The sequence below is a fragment of the Aerophototrophica crusticola genome (genome assembly GCF_012913305.1).
GTDB lineage: Bacteria > Pseudomonadota > Alphaproteobacteria > Azospirillales > Azospirillaceae > Niveispirillum > Niveispirillum crusticola.
Genome location: NZ_CP051775.1, coordinates 3,464,549 through 3,483,368, shown reverse-complemented (window position 1 = coordinate 3,483,368; position 18,820 = coordinate 3,464,549). Strand labels below are relative to the sequence as shown.

16 protein-coding genes and 2 pseudogenes are annotated in these 18,820 nt (G+C 67.7%); 6 read left to right on the top strand and 12 right to left on the bottom strand.

Translation table 11 applies throughout. From position 1 onward, the window contains the following. Nucleotides 1–60 precede the first annotated feature (60 nt). Complete coding sequence (locus tag HHL28_RS17100; RefSeq protein WP_075771092.1) at nucleotides 61–714, top strand: S24 family peptidase; 654 nt, start codon at nucleotides 61–63, stop codon at nucleotides 712–714. A gap of 109 nt (nucleotides 715–823) precedes the next feature. Beyond that, nucleotides 824–1,129, top strand: coding sequence for a hypothetical protein (locus HHL28_RS17095; RefSeq protein WP_075771093.1), 306 nt, complete (start codon nucleotides 824–826; stop codon nucleotides 1,127–1,129). A gap of 298 nt (nucleotides 1,130–1,427) precedes the next feature. Here the strand turns inward: HHL28_RS17095 and HHL28_RS17090 are convergent, their stop codons facing one another. Further along, nucleotides 1,428–1,871 carry a tellurite resistance TerB family protein gene (locus HHL28_RS17090; protein ID WP_404326056.1) on the bottom strand — a complete coding sequence of 148 codons (444 nt, stop codon included), beginning with the start codon at nucleotides 1,869–1,871 and terminating at the stop codon, nucleotides 1,428–1,430. A gap of 167 nt (nucleotides 1,872–2,038) precedes the next feature. Between HHL28_RS17090 and HHL28_RS17085 the strand changes: the two genes are divergently transcribed. From HHL28_RS17085 to HHL28_RS17075, 3 genes are all read left to right on the top strand, one after another. Next, a complete protein-coding gene (locus tag HHL28_RS17085) occupies nucleotides 2,039–3,007 on the top strand; it encodes an AEC family transporter (RefSeq protein ID WP_075771094.1) in 969 nt (322 codons plus the stop codon). 345 nt (nucleotides 3,008–3,352) lie between these two features. Beyond that, a complete protein-coding gene (locus tag HHL28_RS17080; protein ID WP_169655551.1) occupies nucleotides 3,353–6,112 on the top strand; it encodes a hypothetical protein in 2,760 nt (919 codons plus the stop codon). After that, nucleotides 6,109–7,752 carry a hypothetical protein gene (locus HHL28_RS17075; RefSeq protein WP_169655549.1) on the top strand — a complete coding sequence of 548 codons (1,644 nt, stop codon included), beginning with the start codon at nucleotides 6,109–6,111 and terminating at the stop codon, nucleotides 7,750–7,752. Before HHL28_RS17080 ends, HHL28_RS17075 begins: the two co-directional genes overlap by 4 nt. A gap of 9 nt (nucleotides 7,753–7,761) precedes the next feature. Here HHL28_RS17075 and HHL28_RS17070 read toward each other — a convergent pair. From HHL28_RS17070 to HHL28_RS17055, 4 genes and pseudogenes are all read right to left on the bottom strand, one after another. Next, a pseudogene (locus HHL28_RS17070) lies at nucleotides 7,762–10,603 on the bottom strand (ATP-dependent DNA helicase). Nucleotides 10,604–10,720: 117 nt separating this feature from the next. Beyond that, the gene (locus HHL28_RS17065) at nucleotides 10,721–11,554 is read right to left on the bottom strand and encodes a ChbG/HpnK family deacetylase (RefSeq protein WP_404326054.1); all 834 of its coding nucleotides are present in this window, start codon (nucleotides 11,552–11,554) and stop codon (nucleotides 10,721–10,723) included. A 2-nt stretch (nucleotides 11,555–11,556) separates the two neighbouring features. Next, nucleotides 11,557–12,543: an alpha/beta hydrolase gene (locus tag HHL28_RS17060; protein ID WP_169655547.1), complete on the bottom strand. Its 987-nt coding sequence runs from the start codon at nucleotides 12,541–12,543 to the stop codon at nucleotides 11,557–11,559. Between the two features lie 90 nt (nucleotides 12,544–12,633). Beyond that, entirely contained in the window at nucleotides 12,634–13,647 is a 1,014-nt protein-coding gene (locus HHL28_RS17055; RefSeq protein ID WP_075771099.1) for an ABC transporter ATP-binding protein, read from the bottom strand. 238 nt (nucleotides 13,648–13,885) lie between these two features. Between HHL28_RS17055 and HHL28_RS17050 the strand changes: the two genes are divergently transcribed. Further along, a complete protein-coding gene (locus tag HHL28_RS17050; RefSeq protein WP_075771100.1) occupies nucleotides 13,886–14,068 on the top strand; it encodes a zinc-finger domain-containing protein in 183 nt (60 codons plus the stop codon). A 108-nt stretch (nucleotides 14,069–14,176) separates the two neighbouring features. On the opposite strand, the gene kynA is transcribed toward HHL28_RS17050, so the two are convergent. The 7 genes and pseudogenes from kynA to rph all read right to left on the bottom strand — a co-directional run bounded on the left by kynA (nucleotide 14,177) and on the right by rph (nucleotide 18,782). Continuing rightward, on the bottom strand, nucleotides 14,177–15,028 hold the full coding sequence (kynA, locus tag HHL28_RS17045; protein ID WP_075771101.1) for a tryptophan 2,3-dioxygenase: 852 nt from the start codon (nucleotides 15,026–15,028) through the stop codon (nucleotides 14,177–14,179). A gap of 39 nt (nucleotides 15,029–15,067) precedes the next feature. Continuing rightward, nucleotides 15,068–15,352, bottom strand: coding sequence for a helix-turn-helix domain-containing protein (locus tag HHL28_RS17040; RefSeq protein WP_075771102.1), 285 nt, complete (start codon nucleotides 15,350–15,352; stop codon nucleotides 15,068–15,070). After that, nucleotides 15,349–15,648 (bottom strand): type II toxin-antitoxin system RelE/ParE family toxin, encoded by a 300-nt coding sequence (locus HHL28_RS17035; RefSeq protein ID WP_404326050.1) that lies wholly within the window; start codon nucleotides 15,646–15,648, stop codon nucleotides 15,349–15,351. Before HHL28_RS17035 ends, HHL28_RS17040 begins: the two co-directional genes overlap by 4 nt. 86 nt (nucleotides 15,649–15,734) lie before the next feature. Further along, the gene (gene hemW / locus HHL28_RS17030) at nucleotides 15,735–16,910 is read right to left on the bottom strand and encodes a radical SAM family heme chaperone HemW (protein WP_404326048.1); all 1,176 of its coding nucleotides are present in this window, start codon (nucleotides 16,908–16,910) and stop codon (nucleotides 15,735–15,737) included. A gap of 30 nt (nucleotides 16,911–16,940) precedes the next feature. Further along, entirely contained in the window at nucleotides 16,941–17,297 is a 357-nt protein-coding gene (locus tag HHL28_RS17025; protein ID WP_404326046.1) for a GxxExxY protein, read from the bottom strand. Nucleotides 17,298–17,406: 109 nt separating this feature from the next. Next, nucleotides 17,407–18,051: an RdgB/HAM1 family non-canonical purine NTP pyrophosphatase gene (rdgB, locus tag HHL28_RS17020; RefSeq protein ID WP_075771105.1), complete on the bottom strand. Its 645-nt coding sequence runs from the start codon at nucleotides 18,049–18,051 to the stop codon at nucleotides 17,407–17,409. Between the two features lie 13 nt (nucleotides 18,052–18,064). After that, nucleotides 18,065–18,782, bottom strand: a pseudogene (gene rph, locus HHL28_RS17015) (ribonuclease PH). Nucleotides 18,783–18,820 lie beyond the last annotated feature (38 nt).

Below are 18,820 nucleotides of genomic sequence, written 5' to 3'. Positions count from 1 at the left end.
CAACAGATTTGTGAAAACGATCCTAGGGACAGGCCGCAACGTTTCTGGGATAAATCTCCCATGCTCAAGCACGCAGACATATGGCGGGCCATCGACCGGCTGGCGCAGCGGCATGGCCTCTCAGCATCCGGCCTCGCCAAGCGCGGCGGGCTGGACCCCACCACCTTCAACAAGTCCAAGCGGACGACGCCGGACGGCAAGCTGCGCTGGCCCAGCACCGAGAGCATCGCCAAGGTGCTGGAGGCAACGGGCAGCAGCTTCACGGAGTTCGTGTCGCTGACCGGGGACGGGGTGGCCGGGGCCGCCGGGGCCGGGATGGCGGGCGCCCTGCAGCGGGTGCCGGTGATCGGCTATGCCCAGGCCGGCAACGAGGGCTATTTCGACGATGCCGGCTATCCCGTGGGCAATGGCTGGGATGAGCTGGAGTTCCCCCAGATGGCCGACCCGCACGCCTATGCGCTGGAAGTGTCTGGCGACAGCATGGAGCCGGTTTATCGCGACGGCGACATCATCATCGTTTCCCCCACCGCGTCCCTGCGCAAGGGTGACCGGGTGGTGGTCCGCACCAAGGGGGGTGAGGTGATGGCCAAGCAGCTGGCCCGCCAGACCGCCACGAAGGTGGAGCTGATCTCCCTGAACCGCGCCCACCCGGACCGCAGCCTGACCATGCCGGAAATCGCCTGGATCGCCCGCATCATGTGGGCCAGCCAGTAGGGGTTGTGGGGCGGGAATCCCCGAGTCGGCCTGACTCTCCTAGGTTAATATTCCTTGACAGGTCAGCGCGACCTCGCCAGCCTGGGGCTTCCCCGGCCGGAGTCGCGCCATGCCCGTTTCCCCAGACCTGTTGGCCCAGCTTGAAGCCCGTTACGACGGCCCCGCCCCGCGGGAGGCGGTTGCCGCCCTGCGCGCCGGAGGCCGGGCGGCATGGGTGGACGGGCTGAAGGACGGCACCCGCCGCGCCGCGGCCCGACGCTGTGCCGAGTCGCGCCTGGCCATCAGCCGCCGCCGGTCCGACCTGCCGGGGGCGGCAGTGCTGGGGGACGCCTGGCTAAGCCGCCTTGTGGTGAGGCTCGCGATGGCCCGGGGGCGGGCGGTGGCTGGCGTGGCGGAAGGACTTGGGCACGGATGAACCCGGATGAAGGCCGGATGGTCTCGGATGGACGATAGTCACGAAGGTCGGGCCGGGAACATTCACGGACACGCACCAGGCATGCACGAACATTCACAAAAAGGAAGATGCCTGCGGCGCTGAAGACGCGGCGAAGCCGCAACAAAATTCCTTGTGCGTGTCCGTGAGTGTATTGTGCGTGTTCGTGGATGTTGATGGCTCAACATCGGGCACAAAAGACATCCGTGCCCATCCGGACATCATCCCGTTCATCCGTGCCCGAATCCATCCGCCACGTTAGTCCCTCACCTCCAGCCGGTCACCCCCCCGTCACGTGCCGCGCCCGGGCGCCGCGTTCCAGGGCGGCGGCGGTCAGGCGGTCGATGTCCAGGCCGTGGCGGATCAGCTCCAGCATGCGCAGCTCCTCCTGGCTGGCGCGGGCGTCGGAGGCGACCACCTCGCAGGCCAGCATGTAGGCGGTCTCCCGCAGCGACTTGGTCAGGGACAGCTTGATGGCGGCCAGGGTCTTCTCCAGCCCTTCCGGGTCGCCCAGCAGCTCGGTGCACTCGGTGGCGACCTCCGTCAGCTCTTCCACGTCGAAGCCGCGGAAGGCGGGCAGGAAGCGGACATTCTCGCTGATCGTGTGCAGCTCGTTGTCGGTCATGTCCCCGTCGGAGGCGGAGGCGAGGACCATTGTGTAGATCAGCGCGCGGTGGTGGTCGATCATGTCCCGTCCCTGGTGGTCGTTCTTCAGTACGTGCATCAGCATAGACCTAAGTTGGCGACGATCCTCATGAAACCCCTGCTGCGGCCAGATGGCGCGGGACCGGTGCCCGCGCCGCGGACAGGGGACCCTTGCGGCCAAGCCATTGCCAGCCCGCGCGTCCTCCCATAGCGTCGCTCGACCTGTCCGCCACAAGCCCGGAACGAATGTTTGCCGTCGTCGACGTCGCCCTGCCCGTCTTCGCCATCATGGCCTGCGGCTGGCTGGCCGGGCGCGCTAGGCTGTTGGGCGGGGAGGCGGCAGGGGCGCTGAATACCTTCGTCTATTGGTTCGCCCTGCCGCCGGTGCTGTTCTTGGGAATGGCCCGCAACCCGCTGGGCGACGTGCTGAACGCCCCCTTCATCGCCGCCTTCCTGGCCGCCCTGGGCGTGACGGCGCTTCTGGCCTGCGTGGCGGAGAAGGTTCTGGACCCGCGGGCCGACACGGCGACCCTGACCCAGCACGCCCTGAACGCCGGGTTCAGCAACGTGGGCTATATGGGCGTGCCCCTGTTCCTGGCCGCCTTCGGGCCGCAGGGGCTGGCCCCGGCCATCCTGTCCACGGTGCTGGTGTCCAGCCTGGTGATCGGCGTGGCGGTGGTGGCGATCGAGCTGTCCCGCGCCAAGGGCCGGGGCATGGGCGGGGCGTTGCTCCAGGTGCTCAAGGCCCTGTCGCGCAACCCGCTGGTCATGGCGCCCCTGCTGGGGGCCGTGGTCTCCGCGGCCGGCCTGCCCTTGCCCCGCCCGCTGGTCACCTTCGGCGACCTGATGGGCAGCGCCGCCGGCCCCTGCGCCCTGTTCGCCATCGGCCTGTTCCTGGCCGGCCGGCCCCTGCGCCTCGCCGCCGCGGACGGGCGGGGGACGGCCGGCCTCGCCATCGCCTGCCTGCTGAAGCTGCTGGTGCAGCCGGCCCTGGCCTGGCTGCTGGTCACCACCCTGTTCCCCCTGCCGCCCTTCTGGGCCGGGGCCTGCGTGATCCTGTCCGCCCTGCCCACGGGGGCCCTGACCTTCGTCGTCGCCCAGCGCTACGGCACGGGGGTGGAGCGCACTTCCACCGTCATCCTGGCCAGCACGGTCCTGTCGGTGGCGACCCTGTCGGCGCTGCTGGTGCTGCTGCTGCCGTTGCCGCCGCCGTGAGGGGCGGGCGGCCCGTCTGGAGCAACAATCCCCGCCGCGCGCAGAACCGGCAGCTTGTCGCCTGAGGTTGGAATTATCCATCCTATTGACGATCTATCCGGTAGTTCGTCTTGCCCCGAACCTATGCGATCAGACCGGGCTAATGAACACGGCGATCTCAGCCAGAAAGTTGCATTTCAAGTTCTTTCGCGCTAGCGCCGGATATAACTTAACGATACATGACTAAAGTCATATCCTTCCTCTCGCTGAAAGAGAAGAGCCGGAAATAACGACCTGTGAAGAACGTCTTCAGTGAGGCTGGCCGCCCATTCCATGGCGCCCAGCCTCGCCATACCAGGGGCCGCCATGAAGCGTCCGCTCGTCCACCTCCTGGCCTACACGCTGTCGGTCGTCCTTGTCGCGGCCGGCATGGCCGTTGGCTACCTGATGCTGCTCGAGCAGCGGACAAAGAGCGTGCGGGAGCGGAACCTGGCCGCCCTTGCCGACATGATGCGTGACCTGGAGGAGGGCATTGTCGCCCAGCGGGAGGTGATAAACCGTATCGGCGTGTTCCTGGCGCCCAACAACCTAGTCAGTGAACCCTTCATGCTCACCGGCTTTGCCAAGCCCGATTTTCCTGTCCCACTGGTTTCCCTGGCCCAACGCCCGCAGATCCCCCTGGAAAACCAGGTCCAGGCTTGGTCGACGGTCGGTCTCCTCCTGCAGTCGCGCCAGTACAGGAATGCAATATTAGCCGAAGACGGGGCCCTGCCGCCAGCAGAGGCGCACTTCAAGTTCCCAATCCCCCAGGAGAGGGTTCGCTTGCTTGACAAGAAGGTAGTTTCAGCATGGAGGGAGGATATCGCTGATCAAGAAGAACTTGACGGGAAAATCAATGAACTGATTAGCACCGGCGTAGGCGCTCATAGCGCAAAGATAAATTTTATCCTCAAGCTCAGCGACATGCTGGACACGGGCTACGCGTCTGAATTTTTTGACTCGGTAATCGTGATAGACCTGCAGGGAAACCATCTCGGCAGTATCTCGCGGGGAAGATCGACCTCGGTCATGACGCCGGCCTTGGCCACAAGGATGCTGGCCGCGCACGGCTTCAACCAAGTGTCCCTGGGCAAAGAGGAACCCGATCCTAAGGCGTTCGTGACACGCGACAGCGTCGAGGTGGGCGGCGTGCGCTACCGCTACGTCATGATCCCCCACAGCTTGTCGATGCCCGCACAGGTCCGGTCCAACAATAATGCCGCGGAGATCGTCCGCGACATCTATGTCCTAGGCCTGCTGCCCGAAAACGAGTTCCAGTTTGAGGCGGCCCGCCTACGCCTGTCCTATGCGATCCCGCTTGTCTTCGGCTTCATCCTCTTGCTGGCGTCTTGGCCATTCTTGAAGATTGCCCTCATCAACCCGAACGAGCGCCTGATGCGCGCCGATCCCATCTTGGTCGCCCTGAGCCTTTGCGTGGTCGTCGCCACCTTCGTCGTTTTTCCGGCTTGGTACCATTATCGGTCCAAAGTTCAGGAGGCTCTTGACGGCAAGGCGACGAAGATCGCGCAGAGGATCGTGGATGATTTCCAGCTTGAACTCAAAGATTCACTGAGCCTCCTCCAAAAACTGGAACCTTCCATCCTCGAGGCGAAGAGCAAGGATAAGAATCGGTGTTTCGTATACAATCTCTCGAGGGTGGAGATTGATGAGACAAAAGGTTTGTCGCCGTTCAACCGGGCATTTGCCTTGAACTGGCGGGGGCAACAAACCGGCCTGCAATTGTTCGACAAGTATCAATATGCTGCGCTAACGGCACCTGACCGCGAATATTTCACGACGGTCGCCCGCCGCCTGCCCTGGCGATTGACCCAAGAAGTCCCGGCGGACCAATTGGCCCCGCACATGTTTGTGGACGTCATCAGGGACCGTTATGCCGGTGGGACGGCGTGGGTCCTCTCTGCCCCGCCTTCCATGACCCCGACGGGGCCGGACCAGCCCGACTGCGTGCCGTCCGTGATGGTCTTGAGCCGGGTGATGCACACCTTCTTCCATCCGGTACTGCCGCCCCAATTCAAGTTCGCGGTCATCGATGACCGGACAGGTCAGGTAAAAGTGCACAGCGACCCGAAGGCCATATTGTCGGAGCGGTTGGGCGCCGACGTGGCGCTTTGGTCCGCGTTGCAACCCGCCCTGGCCTTCCGCACGCCGGACGTTTTCGGCGCGGACTATCGCGGCAGCCCCCACCGGTTCGTCACGCACCCGATCAAGGGGCTGCCCTGGACGATGCTGGTGATGTACGAACAATCCATCCCGGACATCCTGGCACACAACCTGGCCGTGACCGCCCTGGGTGGCACCCTGTTGACCGTCATGCTATTCGCGGTCCTGATCGGCCTGCCCATCCTGATGGAGCCACGGCGCATCCGCCGCCGCTGGCTATGGCCGGACCAACGGATCGGCATCATCTATGTTTGCCTGTCGGCGTATGTCGGCCTGGTCGGCGCGATCACCCTTTTGGTGGCCCGCGGGGCCGGGGGCTTCGCGGGCATGTTCATCTGCCTGTCCGGCGCCATCCTCGCCTACACCACGACCCGGGCAATGTTGGGCCCGCAGCCAAAGCCGCTGCCGGAGAAACTGACGCTTGGCAGCTTCCTGCCACGACACATGGTCTCCGACCATGATTGGCGCGGGTTCTGCCGCGCTTGCCTTTTCCATCTTCTCATTTCCCTCCTGTGCGCCTTGATTGCCATTGGCCTGCACACGGGCACGGGCCACTGGATTTTCCTGCTCGCCTGGGTCGTTCTGGCAAGTCCGGCGTTATCAACGCTGGGGCTCGTGTACTTCTTCGGCAGCACGGGGCTGCGGGGCTGGCTGGAACGGCGGACGCGCTTCCATGTCCCGTACCACGTCCCCTATGTCCTGCTGGCGTGCAGCCTGGTCCTGGTTATCGCGGCGGTTCCGGCGGTCGTGGTCCTGGGTGAGGCCGCCGACCATGAGGGCCGTCTGCTGGACGCCTACCTGCGCGGGTCCACAGCCCAAGCCATGGCGGAGCGCGACTTGGCTGCGCAGCGTGTCGCGGGGAGCGCGCCGCCCTTGCGAGGCTACCCGCGCCGGTCCCGGAGATGAAGGCCACGTTCGACAACATTGCCGCGGCGGTTAATGCCACTGGTTTTCGGCCATGGCAGGTGACCGGCATCTATGCCGACGTCGCTCCTCTCGGTGGGCCAGGTCACGACCCCTTGACCCCCGGCCTGGAGACGGCTGCGCGCCTGGGCTTCCCGTACCTGTACCACGCGAACTCCGTGGTCCAAGCGCCCGTGCGATCCGCCATGCGGACCAGCATCCACCTCCTGGTGCCCCCGGTCCCGCACACGTCGACTGCGAAACCTGTTGACGGGGGGACGGCCGCAAACCCGCTGCCCTGGCGCAACATCGTGGGACGGCCTTGGCATGGGACAATCCTGCCCGGGTTCTGGATCACCTGCTTGCCTTTGCTCTACTGGCTGATGACGGGGCTCACGGGCCGGATGTTGGGTGCGCGGCTGGAACGGACGATCTTGCCGAGGTTGCAGGTCGACAGCCCCCTGAAGCGACGCCCCGCCGCCAATCCGATCCTGTACCTGCGGGCGGCAGACCGGGTACGTGCCGTCTTCACCTGGTTGGCTCGAAGACGCGGTGGCGTGGTGCTGTGGAGCACCGCCTTTGCCAAGGACCCCTCAGCTCTCCAGTCCATCCCAGAACCAAACCGCCGATTCGTCGTCGTCGCGGACCTGGACGGGTTCATGGCGACACAGCCGCTTCGGTCGGGGTTGCTGGGCTATCTGGAGACACGCGCCAGCGAGGGCCATGGGATCGTGCTATTCGCAGACAACGACCCCCTTGCCCATCCGTCCTTCATGGACAGCCTCGCGAAATCCCAATCCAGCGCGCCCGAACCAGCGGCAGAACTCGCTTGGCAAGAACTCCAGCAGGAACTGGACCGGTGGGTCAGACTTCTGTCAAGGTGCGAGCGTTTCCAATTCCGCGAAACTGACGTCTTGCGCTTCCGACCAAATCGCAACCAACGCGCCGAACTTCTGTTTGATATTCATAATAAGATAATTGAATATAAGAAGAACGAGAAAGTACAGAATTTGTACATCATCCTGAACAGGGAGTATTTTTGGGAGGAATTGGCACCGACAATAAGAGAGGCAAAAAGTATACTTGATAGTATATTTTCCCAAAATAAGCAAAGAAATGATGGCTTAGCCAGAATAACTGAAAAGCAGGTGATCGAATTTATTGCCGAATGGGCCGAACCATTTTATAGATCACTTTGGTCAAATTGTACCCGGGAAGAAAAACTGGTTTTGTACCACTTGGCTTGCAGGAATCTGGCAAACCCGAGAAATATCCAAGCCGTGTTACGCTTGGAACGGCGCGGTTTGGTTGAGCGGCGGCAAGATTTCCGGGTGACCACGGAAAGTTTCGCGCGTTTCATCCTGACGGCGGAAAGCCAAGCCGTCATCCAGGGTTGGCAGCGGGAAATGGGCGGCAGCCCTTGGGCGTCGGTCCAGATCCCGTTCGCCATCGTGCTGTTGGCGGCCTCGGTCTATGTCTATTCCACCACCGGTGACACCTTGAACGCAGTCTTGGCCCTGGCATCCAGCGCCGTCGGCGTGGTCACCACCCTGGTTACCCTCACGTCGCGGCTTGTGTCCGTACCCCTGGTCGGGGCAGCCGCCGTGACGTCGGTGGCGACCCTCAACAGCCAGGGCAAATAGGCCGGAGACCTATTCAGGGGACCAGGAAGCAGGTGGGACCGTGGTGTGGACCTGGCCCACACCCAGGAACCCCCTCGTCTCCCTTACCGCCTCCGCCAGCCCCACCCGCCGGATCTCCACCCCTTCCGGGAAGGCCCCCGCCAACCGGCTCGGCATCATCGGGTCCAGCAGGACGAACACGCCGGTGTCGTCGGCCCGCCGCACCAGCCGGCCGAAGGCCTGGCGCAGGCGCAGGCGGGTGATCATGTCGTCGTAGCGGCGGCGGCCGGCGATCCTGTCGAAATGCTCCCGCCTTGCCTTGTGCAGGATGTCGGGGCGGGGCCAGGGCACCCGGTCGAAGACGATCAGGCGAAGGCTGCGGCCCGGCACGTCCACCCCGTCCCGCACCGCGTCGGTGCCCAGCAGGCAGGCGTCCTCCTCCCCGCGGAAGATGTCCACCAGGGTGGGCACGTCCATGCCGTCCAGGTGCTGGGCCAGCAGGGGGATGCCCGCTTCCTCCAGCGGCACGCTCACCCGCTCATGCACCGCGCGCAGGCGGCTGATGGCGGTGAACAGGCCCAGGCCCCCGCCGCCCGCGGCCTTGAACAGCTCCCGGTAGGCGGCGGCCACCTGGTCGAGGTCGTCCTTGCGCACATCCGTGACCACCAGCACCCGGGTCTGCTTGGCGTGGTCGAAGGGGCTGGGCACGGCAGCGCGTAACGGCGGTGAACCCATGTGGGCCGCCCCGGTGCGCAGGGCCGCCGCCTGCCAGTCCGCCTCGGGGTTGCCGGTGCCGTCGGTCAGGGTGGCGCTGGTCACCACCAAGCCGTGGGCCACGCCGCCGACGCTGTCCGCGAAGGGCATGGTGGGGTCCACCCAGTGGCGGTACATGCCCACGTCGAAGTCGCGGCCCTCCAGCCGCTCGATCCCGAACCAGTCCACGAACTTGCGCGGCGTCTCATGCGGCAGTTGCTGGAGCATCAGCCGCCAGGCGTTCACCTCCTGCTGGCTGCGGCGCTTCAGGGAGCGGGCAACGGCGTCCAGGCGGCGGCGCGTCTCCGCCTCCAGCTCATCCGATTCCTCGTCCAGCATGGCCTTCAGCCGTTCGGCCAACTTTTCCAGGGGCTGGGCCAGCTTGGCCAGGGCCGCGTCCAGGGTGGCCGCCGCCTCCAGCAGCCCGTCCACCACGGGCCGCGTCTCCGTCTCCAGGCTGTAGGGGTTGTCCTGGCCGTGGGCGCGGGCATAGACCTGCTGCCGGACCATGGCCAGGAAGGCCTCCGTCGGGCCCACCGGCTCCCCCCCATGCACCCGCTGGGACCAGGCCTCCCCCGGCAGGACCTTCGCGGCCTGGGCGATCTCTTGGAGCAGTTCCGTCGATTCCTGGTCGCCGCCGACAAGGTCCTCCACCCGGCGGCGCAGGCCCCGGGCGCGGCTGCGGCCCTGCACCTCCGCCCCCAAGAGCCAGCGGCGCAGCTCCGCCGTCTCCACCGCCGTCAGGTGCCCGGCGAAGGCGTTGTCCGCGGCGTCGAAGACATGGTGGCCTTCATCGAAGACATAGCGGCTGGGCACATAAGCCTCATCCCCCCCGCCCAGCGCCGCGGTGATCATCACCAGGGCGTGGTTGGCCACGACGATGTCGGCCTTGCGGGCCCGGCGCACCGACTTCTCGATGAAGCATTTCTGGTAGTGCGGGCAGGCGCTGTAGACGCACTCCCCCGCCGGTCGGCCAGGGTCAGGGTGCGGCCCTTGCCGAGGATGTCCACCAGCCAGCCCGGGAAGTCGCCGCCCTGCATGTCCCCGTCCCTTGTGGCGGCGGCCCAGCGGGCCATCAGGCCGATGGCGGTCATGAAGGCCGGCTGGGTCTGGGCGATGTTCGCCGCCTCCTCTAGGTTCAGCAGGCACAGGTAATTCTCCCGCCCCTTGCGGATCACCACCTTGCGGTTCTTCACCTGGGGGTCGGGGTGCAGCCGGTCCAGCTCCTTGTCGATCTGGTGCTGGAGCTGGCGGGTATAGGTGCTGATCCAGACGGGGCCCTTGTTCTTCTCCGCCCAGACCGTGGCGGGGGCCAGGTAGCCCAGGGTCTTGCCCACGCCCGTGCCCGCCTCCGCCAGCACCAGGTTGGGGCTGCCGGGTACGTCGCGGGGGTGAAGGCGGTGCTGACGGCGCTGGCATAGTCCGCCTGCTGGGGCCGCGGCTCCGCGTCGCGGCCCTGGCCCACCATCTCAGCGAGGCGCCGCCGGGCCTCCGTGGGTTCCACGGGCAAATGGCCGGGGGGCGGCTCCGGCGCCTCCGCCTGCCATTCCTTCAGCCCGTTCCAGACCATCAGGGCCCGGCGCGCCTTCTCGGCGGACCCCGGCCCGGCCGGCGCGCCCAGGGCCGCCAGCACGAACCGCGCCCAGGGCCAGCCCGCCTGCCCCATGGCCCAGGCGATGCCCACGGGGTCACTGCGTTCCTCCCGCCCCTTGGGCCGGTCCTGGTCGCCCACCTCCCCCAGCAATATCCGGGCGGCGTTGACCAGGGTCAGGCATTCCCCCTCTGGGTCGCGGGGCGGGGGCAGGCCCAGCGCCTCCGCCAGGCCCTTCGGCGTGGGCAGGCAGAACCTGGCGGGGCGGACGAAGGCGAACAGCTCCAGCAGGTCGAACGCCTCCGGCACCCGGTCCAGCCCCAGCCGGCGGGACACCGCCCTGCCATGGACCAGCAGCACCGGCCCCTGGCGCAGCTTCCACCCGCTCTCGTCCTTGGGGATGAACTCCACCTCCCCGTCGGGGGACAGCCACGTGACTCCCTTCGCCCCCACCACGATGGCGGGGGCGTCCGGCAGCATCAGGCCGCGGGAAGGCGGCGCCGCGAAGGGGGCGGGGGGGCCTCTCATGGCGGCGGAGTATAGGGGCGACTCGGAGGGGCAGCCATCAACAAAGCGGGAACGGAGGATGAATCTCTGTGGAATACTTCGGCGCGACTCGGGGCGACTCGGGCGCGCCCCACAGGCTTAGCACGGACCCCCGCCGATCCGCACCAACCGCATGCCCATCCCCTGCAACAGCGCCGGCCAGTCCGGGCCGGAGAGGAAGGCCAGCTCGCGCACCCGGGCCGCGGCGATGGCGTCGGGCGGGTCGGTGGGGCCCTCCGCCCGGCCGGGGTGCACCATCATCAAGGTGCCGGGCACGGCGCCGGCCAGCAGGGCGGCGAAGGGCGGATCTCCTCGGAAGCCGTAGATGCCGGTGAAGGCGGGGTTGGTGGGGATGCCCAGCCTGGTCGCCTGCCGCGAGAGGCCGCGGGACAGGGACCCGATGAACAGGGCCTTGGGCACGGCCACCCCACGGCGCAGGACCCGGGCGGGGACCTCCGTGCAGTCGCGCAAGCCCACGCTGCCGGCGGGATAGCGGTGGGACAGCTCGGCCAGCACCTGGGCACGGATGCCGGGCAGCACATGCACATGCTGGTGCCCGTCCACGAAGTCCGGCGGGCGGCCCAGCGCGTCCTCGAAGGCGTCCAGTTGCCGGCGCAGCTCGGCCCGCACCTCCACCGTGTCCAAGCGCCCGCGCAAGGCGTCGTGCAGCAGGGTGCCCAGGGCGGGGAAGCGGCCGGCGGGGGCGAACAGCGGCATGGTGCCCAGGGGCGCCAGCTCCGTCAGGGTGAAGTGCAGGCCGATATCGGCCTTGCCGGCGAAGGGGCGCAGGTCAGGCGCATGGTCCCGCCAGAAGCGGCTGGCCGTCATCACCGACGTGCCGGTGATCCGCCCGGCGGCCAGCAGGTCCAGGATGGCGGCGCTGATGCCGGGGGACAGGGCATAGTCGTCGGCGTTGACGCTGACGGGGACCACCCTCAGCTCCCGCCCTGCACGGCGGCGGTCTTGCCCGGGTCCGGCGGGTTGCCGGCCACCAGGGCGCCGCGGTGTTCCAGCACCCGCGGGTGGGTCTCCGCCCCGCTGGGCAGGGGGCGGCCGGGGTCCAGGACCCAGGCGGCGATGTCGTCCCGCACCACGCCCGCATGCAGGTCGCGCAGCAGCATGTGGAAGCCCTTGGGGTAGATGGCCGCCTGCACCCTGTCCTTGGGCAGCCTGGACAGGGCGATGCCCACGGGCAGGCGGGGGATCAGTTCCTCATGCTCCCCATACAGCACCAGGGCGGGGCCGGGGAGCTTGCCGACGGAGCCCAGCGCCTGGTCCATCAGGGTGGTCAGGCCGGCCACCGCGTCCACGCGGGAGGCCTTGATCACCAGCGGGTCGCGGCCCAGGGCGCGCAGCATCTCGATGTTGTCGGAGGCACGGATCTTCAGGCCCTTGGGCGGCGTCAGCTCGTACCAGGGCACGGTCCAGCTCGCCACGGCCAGGGCCCAGCGCTGGTAGAAGGGCATGGTGTCCCGCGACCAGACCGCCGGGGCCGACAGGATGGCGCCGGACACGCCCACGGGCAGGTTGCCCTGCTCCGCCAGGGTGGTCAGCACCACGGCGGCGCCCATGCTTTCCCCGAGGAGGAACAGGGGCACGCCGGGGTGGCGGGCGCGGACGGCCTGGGCGGCGCCCAACAGGTCCGCCTGCATGGTGTCCACCCCCGCCCAGATGCCGGGCCGGGGCCCGCGGCCGAAGCCGCGCTGGTCATAGGCATAGGTGGCGATGCCCTGGGCGGCCCAGTCCTTGGCCGGGGCGGCGAAGGCGTTGGAATAGTCGTTGAAGCCGTGCAGGGCCAGGATCACGGCCTTGGGCGCCCCACCCTCCGGCAGCCACGCCTTCAGCGGCAGGCGCACCCCGTCCGCGGCCACATATTCCGTGGCGGCCGGGTCGATGGCCGGTTCCGCCACCCGGGTGCCCATGGGCTGGCGCGTGGCGCGCAGGAGGAGAGGAGGAGCACCAGCAACGCCACCAGCAGGGCCGGCGGCGGGAACAGGCGGAAGGAATGGGTCTCAGCGGTACTCATCGTCCGGCGCAGCCCCGGCCGGACGCGGCGCGCGGGTCAACTGGAGGAACAGGTCCTCCAGGTCGGACTCCACGGTGCTGATGTCCTGCACCCCCAGCCCGGCGGCGGCGATGGCCGCCAGGATCTCCCCCACCTTGGCGCGGGAGGGCTGGTAGCTGACCACCAGCTTGCGCGGGGCCGGCAGGGTGGCCTTGAAGGGGGACAGGGCCGCCGGCACCGCGTCCAGGTCGCGGTCCAGGGTGACCACCAGTTCCTTGCTGTCGAGGGTACGCAGCAGGTTTTCCGTCGCGTCGCACGCCACCACCTGACCATGGTTGACGATCGCGATGGTATCGCAGAGTTCCTGCGCTTCCTCGAGATAATGCGTGGTGAGTACCACCGTTGTCCCGGCCTTGTTCAGGTCACGGACATGGGCCCACAGCATCTGGCGCAGTTCCACGTCCACGCCCGCCGTCGGCTCGTCCAGCACCAGCACGGGCGGGGCGTGCACCATGGCCTTGGCCACCATCAGCCGCCGGCGCATGCCGCCCGACAGGGTGCGGGCATAGGCGTTGGCCTTGTCCTTCAGCCCCACCGCCTCCAGCAGCCGTTCCGTCTGCCGCTCCGCCTTCGGCACGCCATAGAGGCCGGCCTGCAGGTCCAGCAGTTCCCGCGGGGTGAAGAAGGGGTCCAGGTTCAGTTCCTGCGGCACCACGCCGATGGCGGCGCGGGCGGACCGCGGCGCCTGGTCGATGTCGATGCCCCAGATCCTGGCCGTGCCGCTGGTCTTGTTCACCAGCCCGGCCAGGATGTTGATGAAGGTGCTCTTCCCCGCCCCGTTGGGCCCCAGCAGGCCATAGAGGGAGCCACGGGGGATGGCGAGGGAGATGCCCTTCAGCGCTTCCTTCGCCGGGGCCTTGCCGCTGGCCTTGTAGGTCTTGCGCAGGTCGCGCACCTCGACCGCGGCGTCCGGCACGGTGAAGGCCTTGACGGCGGTCGCGGGGGTCAGGGCGTCGGGCATGGTCGCGCATCCTGGGACGGGAGGCGACACGGGTTAGCACCCGTGTGCAGAAGAATCAATGTCGGGCCGGGCGGGGCAGCGATGTTCGGCAGCTTTCGCGTTCCTCACGTGCCGGCGCAGGCTGCGCCAGCTTGGCATCCGCGGCTTTGCGGCAGTTGATCCCCGGCCACTTGCCGCTATGATGCGCCGCAGCCGGGACATGCCCGGGATCAGGATACGGACACAGGGGCCAGGGACCATGCAGCCGGTCGAGACCATCTTCGTGGATGACGCCACCGTCGGGTGCGACGGCGGCGGCGGCGCCCTGGGCCACCCGCTGGTCTATCTGTCGCTGGAAGGCAAGGGCCAGGTGGACTGCCCCTATTGCGGCCGCCGCTTCATCCAGACCGAGGACGGCAAGCGCCACAGCCACGGGCATTGAGGGGGTGTAGGTCGGATTAGCGGCCGCGAGGCCGCGTGATCCGACGGTCCCCTGCACCGGTGCTTTGCCGTCGGATTACGCTTCGCTAATCCGACCTACGAAAAGCGCCTACAACGATGTCCGCAGGCTGAACAGCTCGGGGAAGAAGGTCAGGTCCAGGGCCTTCGAGAGGTAGGACACCCCACCCGTCCCGCCGGTGCCCTGCTTGAAGCCGATCACCCGTTCCACCGTCTTCATGTGGCTGAAGCGCCAGGTCTGGAAGCGCTGCTCCAGGTCCACCAGCTTCTCCGCCAACTCGTACAAGTCCCAGTGGGCGGCGGTGTCGCGGTAGACGGCGAGCCAGGCGGCCTCCACCTCCGGGGATGCCCGGTAGGGCTCCCGCCAGTCCCGGTCCAGCCGGTCGGCGGGGATGTCGAAGCCGCGGCGGGCCAGCAGGCGCAAGGCCTCGTCATAGAGGGACGGCTCCGCCAGGGCCTGTTCCAGCGCCGCATGGGCGGTAGGGTCGCCCCGGTGCACGGCCATCATGCCGGCGTTCTTGTTGCCCAGCACATATTCCAGCAGCCGGTACTGCCAGGACTGGAAGCCGCTGCTCTGCCCCAGATAGGGCCGGAACCGGGTGTAGTCGGCGGGCGTCAGGGTGGACAGCACGTCCCAGCTCTGGATCAGTTGGGCCTGGATGCGGGCCACCCGGGCGATCATCTTGAAGGCGGGGCCCAGCTCATCCTTGCGCACCTGCTCCCGCGCCGCCCGCAGCTCATGCAGGGACAGCTTCATCCACAGCTCGGACGCTTGGTGGATGACGATGAACAGCAGCTCGTCATGCTCGTCCGAGCGCGGGTGCTGGCTGGCCAGCAGCGTGTCCAGGCCAAGATAGGCGCCATAGGACAAGTCCGGGCGCTCATGCACGCCCTCCCCCTCCAGGTCCACGGCATAACGGCGGCGGTTGGTCTCTGTGCTCATGGCGCCCTGTATGGCATGGGCGGCGGGGGAGGTGAAGGGTCAGGCGGCATCCACCACCTTGAGTTCCACATGCAGCCCTGCCGCGACCGCCATGTTCACCAGCGTGTCCAGGCCGAACAGGCCGATCTTTCCCCGCGACAGGTCGGAGATGCGGGGCTGGGTCACGCCAAGCCGCTTCGCCGCCTCCGCCTGGGTCCAGCCCTGTTTGCGGATGTGCTGGTCGAGGGCCATCATCAGGGAACTGCGGAGGCGCATGTTCTCCGCCTCCGCCGCCGTGTCCTCGATAGCGTCCCAGACGCTGGTGAAGCGCTGTTCGTCGGTCATCGTGCTTTCTCCCGCGCCAAGTCCCGGTAACGCTGTGCCGCAAGGTCCAGGTCGGGCCCGCTGGTCTTCGCCGTCTTTTTCTGGAAACAGTGGAGCACGTAGATAGCGTCGGCGAACTTGGCGACATAGATCACCCGGAACGCGCCCAAGCCGTCCCGCACCCGGATTTCCTGCACGCCAGGGCCGATGCCCTGCATCGGCTTCCAGTCCGTCGGTTCCAAACCGCTCTGCACCCGGCCCAGCTGGTACCCGGCTTCCCGCCGGACCGGTTCGGGGAAGTCCCGTAGGTCCTGCAACGAGGTTCCACGGAAGATAATGGGCTTGGGCGATACCATGCAGCCAGCATACAAAACTTTGTATGGGCGCTCAAGATAGGGCTGGGCTACCCCAACAACCGCGCCAGCACGGCGTTCAGCCGTTCGCGCCCGTCCGTCGTGACGCGCAGGGTGGTGCCGTCGGATTCCAGCATGCCGTGGCGGGCCAGGCCGTCCAGGCGGGCGGGGTCGATCCAGGCTTGCAGGGGCTGACCGGTCTCCTGCTCCACCCGGGCCAGCGGCACGCCCTCGCGCAGGCGCAGGCCCATCATCAGCATCTCGGTCAGGCGGTCGGCAGGGGCCACCGGTTCGACGGCGTGGCTGCCGGTGCCGTGCGCCTCCACCCGCTCCAGCCAGACTTCCGGCGCGCGGTGGGTGCGGGTGGCGAGCTTGTTCCCGTCCAGGGTCAGCCTGCCATGGGCGCCGGGGCCGATGCCCACATAGTCGCCATAGCGCCAGTAGGTCAGGTTGTGGCGGCTTTCCTCCCCCGGCCGGGCGTGGTTGGACACCTCATAGGCGGGCAGGCCGGCGCCCTCCAGCAGCTCTTGCGTGGCGGCATAGAGGTCGCCCTGGGTCTCCTCGTCCGGCAGGACCAGCTCGCCGCGGCTGTGCAGGGTGTGGAACTGGGTGCCCTCCTCGATGGTCAACTGATAGAGCGACAGGTGGCCCACTGTCTCATCCAGGGCGCGGCGCAGCTCCGCCTGCCAGGCGGGGACGGTCTGGCCGGGGCGGGCATAGATCAGGTCGAAGCTGTAGCGGGGGAAGATGTCCCGCGCCAGACGGATGGCCCCCAGGGCCTCGTCCGCCGAGTGGCGCCGGCCCAACGCCCTCAGGTCAGCCTCGTTGAGCGCCTGGATGCCGAGGGAGACGCGGTTCACCCCGGCGGCGCGGAAGCCGCGGAACCGGTCCGCCTCCACGCTGGTGGGGTTGGCCTCCAGCGTCACCTCCGTGCCCGCGGGCAGGCCCCACCGCTCATCCGCCCGCCGCAGCACAGCCTCCACCGTCTCTGGCAGCATCAGCGACGGGGTGCCGCCGCCGAAGAAGACGCTGGTCAGGGTGCGGCCCGGGGTCAGGTCGGCGAAATGGTCCAGCTCCCGCACCAGCGCGTCCCGCCACCGGGCATGGTCCACCCGGTCCCGGACGTGGGAGTTGAAGTCGCAATACGGGCACTTGGACGCGCAGAACGGCCAGTGGACGTAGAGGGCGAAGCCGGGGGCTCCGGCATTTTCAACACGGACAGGCACGGACAATCCACGGACGGACACGGACAGGGGTCACAGCAGAACCCGGCGGACGGCGACACGCGGCACGCCGAAATTCAGGATCAGGCCAACCCGCAATCCGCTGGCCTTCAGATAATTCACGACTTGGTGAACATGGGCATCGTTGATCGCCTCGGCCACCTTCAATTCGACAATCACCTGCCGCTCTACCAGGAGGTCGGCGAAGTATGTGCCGATCGGCTCACCCTTGTAGCGGACCTGGAAAGGCACTTCCTCCTGCACGGCCAAGCGGCGGAGCCGCAGTTCCTTCAGCAATGCCCGTTTGTAAAGGTTTTCCAAGAAGCCGGCACCGAGGTGATGCGATACGTCGAAGGCCGCCCCAAGGATGGCTTCCGTGATGGCCTCCATCCCCTCATCCAGCTTTCCCGCCATTGTCCGTGACCGTCCGTGGCATGTCCGTGTCGTCCGTGTAGAATAAAATCACGCCTGACAAGAATATGCACCGGCTTCTTTCACCTCACCCGAAGCACCGCGCCACCAACTGGCGGAACGCGTCCGCCCGGTGGCTGATGGCGTGTTTCTGGTCGGGGTCCAGCTCGGCATAGGTGGTCGTGCCGTGGCCGTCGGGGATGAAGATGGGGTCGTAGCCGAAGCCCTTGCTGCCGCGGGGCGGGAAGGTCAGGGTGCCGTGGGCTTGGCCCTCCACCGCCTCCACATGGCCGTCGGGCCAGGCCAGGGCCAGGGCGCAGACGAAATGGGCCCGGTCGCCCTTGCGGTCGGGGGCGAGGGCCAGCTCCCGCCGCACCTTCTCCATGGCCAGGGCGAAGTCCTTCTCCGGCCCGGCCCAGCGGGCGGAATAGATGCCGGGAGCCCCGTCCAGCGCGTCCACCGCCAGCCCGCTGTCATCCGCCAGGGCGGGCAGGCCCGAGGCCTTGGCCGCTGCCAGGGCTTTCAGGGCGGCGTTGCCGATGAAGGTCTTTTCCGTCTCCTCCGGCTCCGGCAGGCCCAGCTCCCCGGCGGAGGGGAAGTTGGCGACATAGCGGCCCAGTAGGGCGGCGATTTCCCGCACCTTGCCCTTGTTGTGGCTGGCGATGACCAGGGTGTCGCCCGCGAAGCGACGCGGAGCAACAGTTTCGGTTGAGCGACGCGCCGTCTCCGTCATGCTCGGTCCCCCGTCACAGGCCCAGGGCGCGCTTCTGCAGCTCTCCCAACTCCCCGATGCCCTTGCGGGCCAGGGAGAGGAGCGCCATGAACTCCGCCTCCTGGAAGGGGGTCTTCTCGGCGGTGCCCTGGATCTCCACGATGCCGCCGCGGCCCGTCAGCACGAAGTTGGCGTCGGCCTGGGCGGTGCTGTCCTCCGCATAGTCCAGGTCCAGCACGGGCGTGCCCTGGTACAGGCCGCAGGAAATGGCGGCCACGCTGTCGGTCAGGGGCATGGTCTTCACCAGGCCGATGCGCATCAGGTGCTGGAAGGCCAGGTGCAGGGCCACGTAGCTGCCGGTGATGGCGGCGGTGCGGGTGCCGCCGTCGGCCTGGATCACGTCGCAGTCCACCTTCACCTGCACCTCGCCCATGGCGCGCATGTCGGTGACGGCGCGCAGGGAGCGGCCGATCAGGCGCTGGATCTCCTGCGTCCGGCCGGACTGCTTGCCCTTCGCCGCCTCCCGGTCCATGCGGCTTTCGGTGGAGGGGCAGCATGCCGTATTCCGCCGTCACCCAGCCTTCGCCCTTGCCGCGCAGGAAGGGCGGCACCCGGTCCTCCACGCTGGCGGTGCAGAGCACATGCGTGTCCCCGAACCGCACGAGGCAGGAGCCCTCGGCATACTTGTTGACGTCCACCTCCAGGCTGACGGGGCGGAGCTGGTCGGGCGCGCGGCCGGAGGGGCGGGTCATGGTCGGTCTCTTTCGCAATGGTGGCCCTTTGGTAGACC

Coding starts and splice junctions, on each gene's coding strand:
- HHL28_RS17095 (WP_075771093.1), top strand. CDS start 824: ATGCCCGTTTCCCCAGACCTGTTGGCCCAGCTTGAAGCCCGTTACGAC.
- HHL28_RS17075 (WP_169655549.1), top strand. CDS start 6,109: ATGAAGGCCACGTTCGACAACATTGCCGCGGCGGTTAATGCCACTGGT.
- HHL28_RS17050 (WP_075771100.1), top strand. CDS start 13,886: ATGCAGCCGGTCGAGACCATCTTCGTGGATGACGCCACCGTCGGGTGC.
- HHL28_RS17085 (WP_075771094.1), top strand. CDS start 2,039: ATGTTTGCCGTCGTCGACGTCGCCCTGCCCGTCTTCGCCATCATGGCC.
- HHL28_RS17040 (WP_075771102.1), bottom strand. CDS start 15,352: ATGACCGACGAACAGCGCTTCACCAGCGTCTGGGACGCTATCGAGGAC.
- HHL28_RS17055 (WP_075771099.1), bottom strand. CDS start 13,647: ATGCCCGACGCCCTGACCCCCGCGACCGCCGTCAAGGCCTTCACCGTG.
- kynA (WP_075771101.1), bottom strand. CDS start 15,028: ATGAGCACAGAGACCAACCGCCGCCGTTATGCCGTGGACCTGGAGGGG.
- rdgB (WP_075771105.1), bottom strand. CDS start 18,051: ATGACGGAGACGGCGCGTCGCTCAACCGAAACTGTTGCTCCGCGTCGC.
- HHL28_RS17090 (WP_404326056.1), bottom strand. CDS start 1,871: ATGCACGTACTGAAGAACGACCACCAGGGACGGGACATGATCGACCAC.
- HHL28_RS17060 (WP_169655547.1), bottom strand. CDS start 12,543: ATGGGCACCCGGGTGGCGGAACCGGCCATCGACCCGGCCGCCACGGAA.
- HHL28_RS17025 (WP_404326046.1), bottom strand. CDS start 17,297: ATGGAGGCCATCACGGAAGCCATCCTTGGGGCGGCCTTCGACGTATCG.
- HHL28_RS17100 (WP_075771092.1), top strand. CDS start 61: ATGCTCAAGCACGCAGACATATGGCGGGCCATCGACCGGCTGGCGCAG.
- HHL28_RS17080 (WP_169655551.1), top strand. CDS start 3,353: ATGAAGCGTCCGCTCGTCCACCTCCTGGCCTACACGCTGTCGGTCGTC.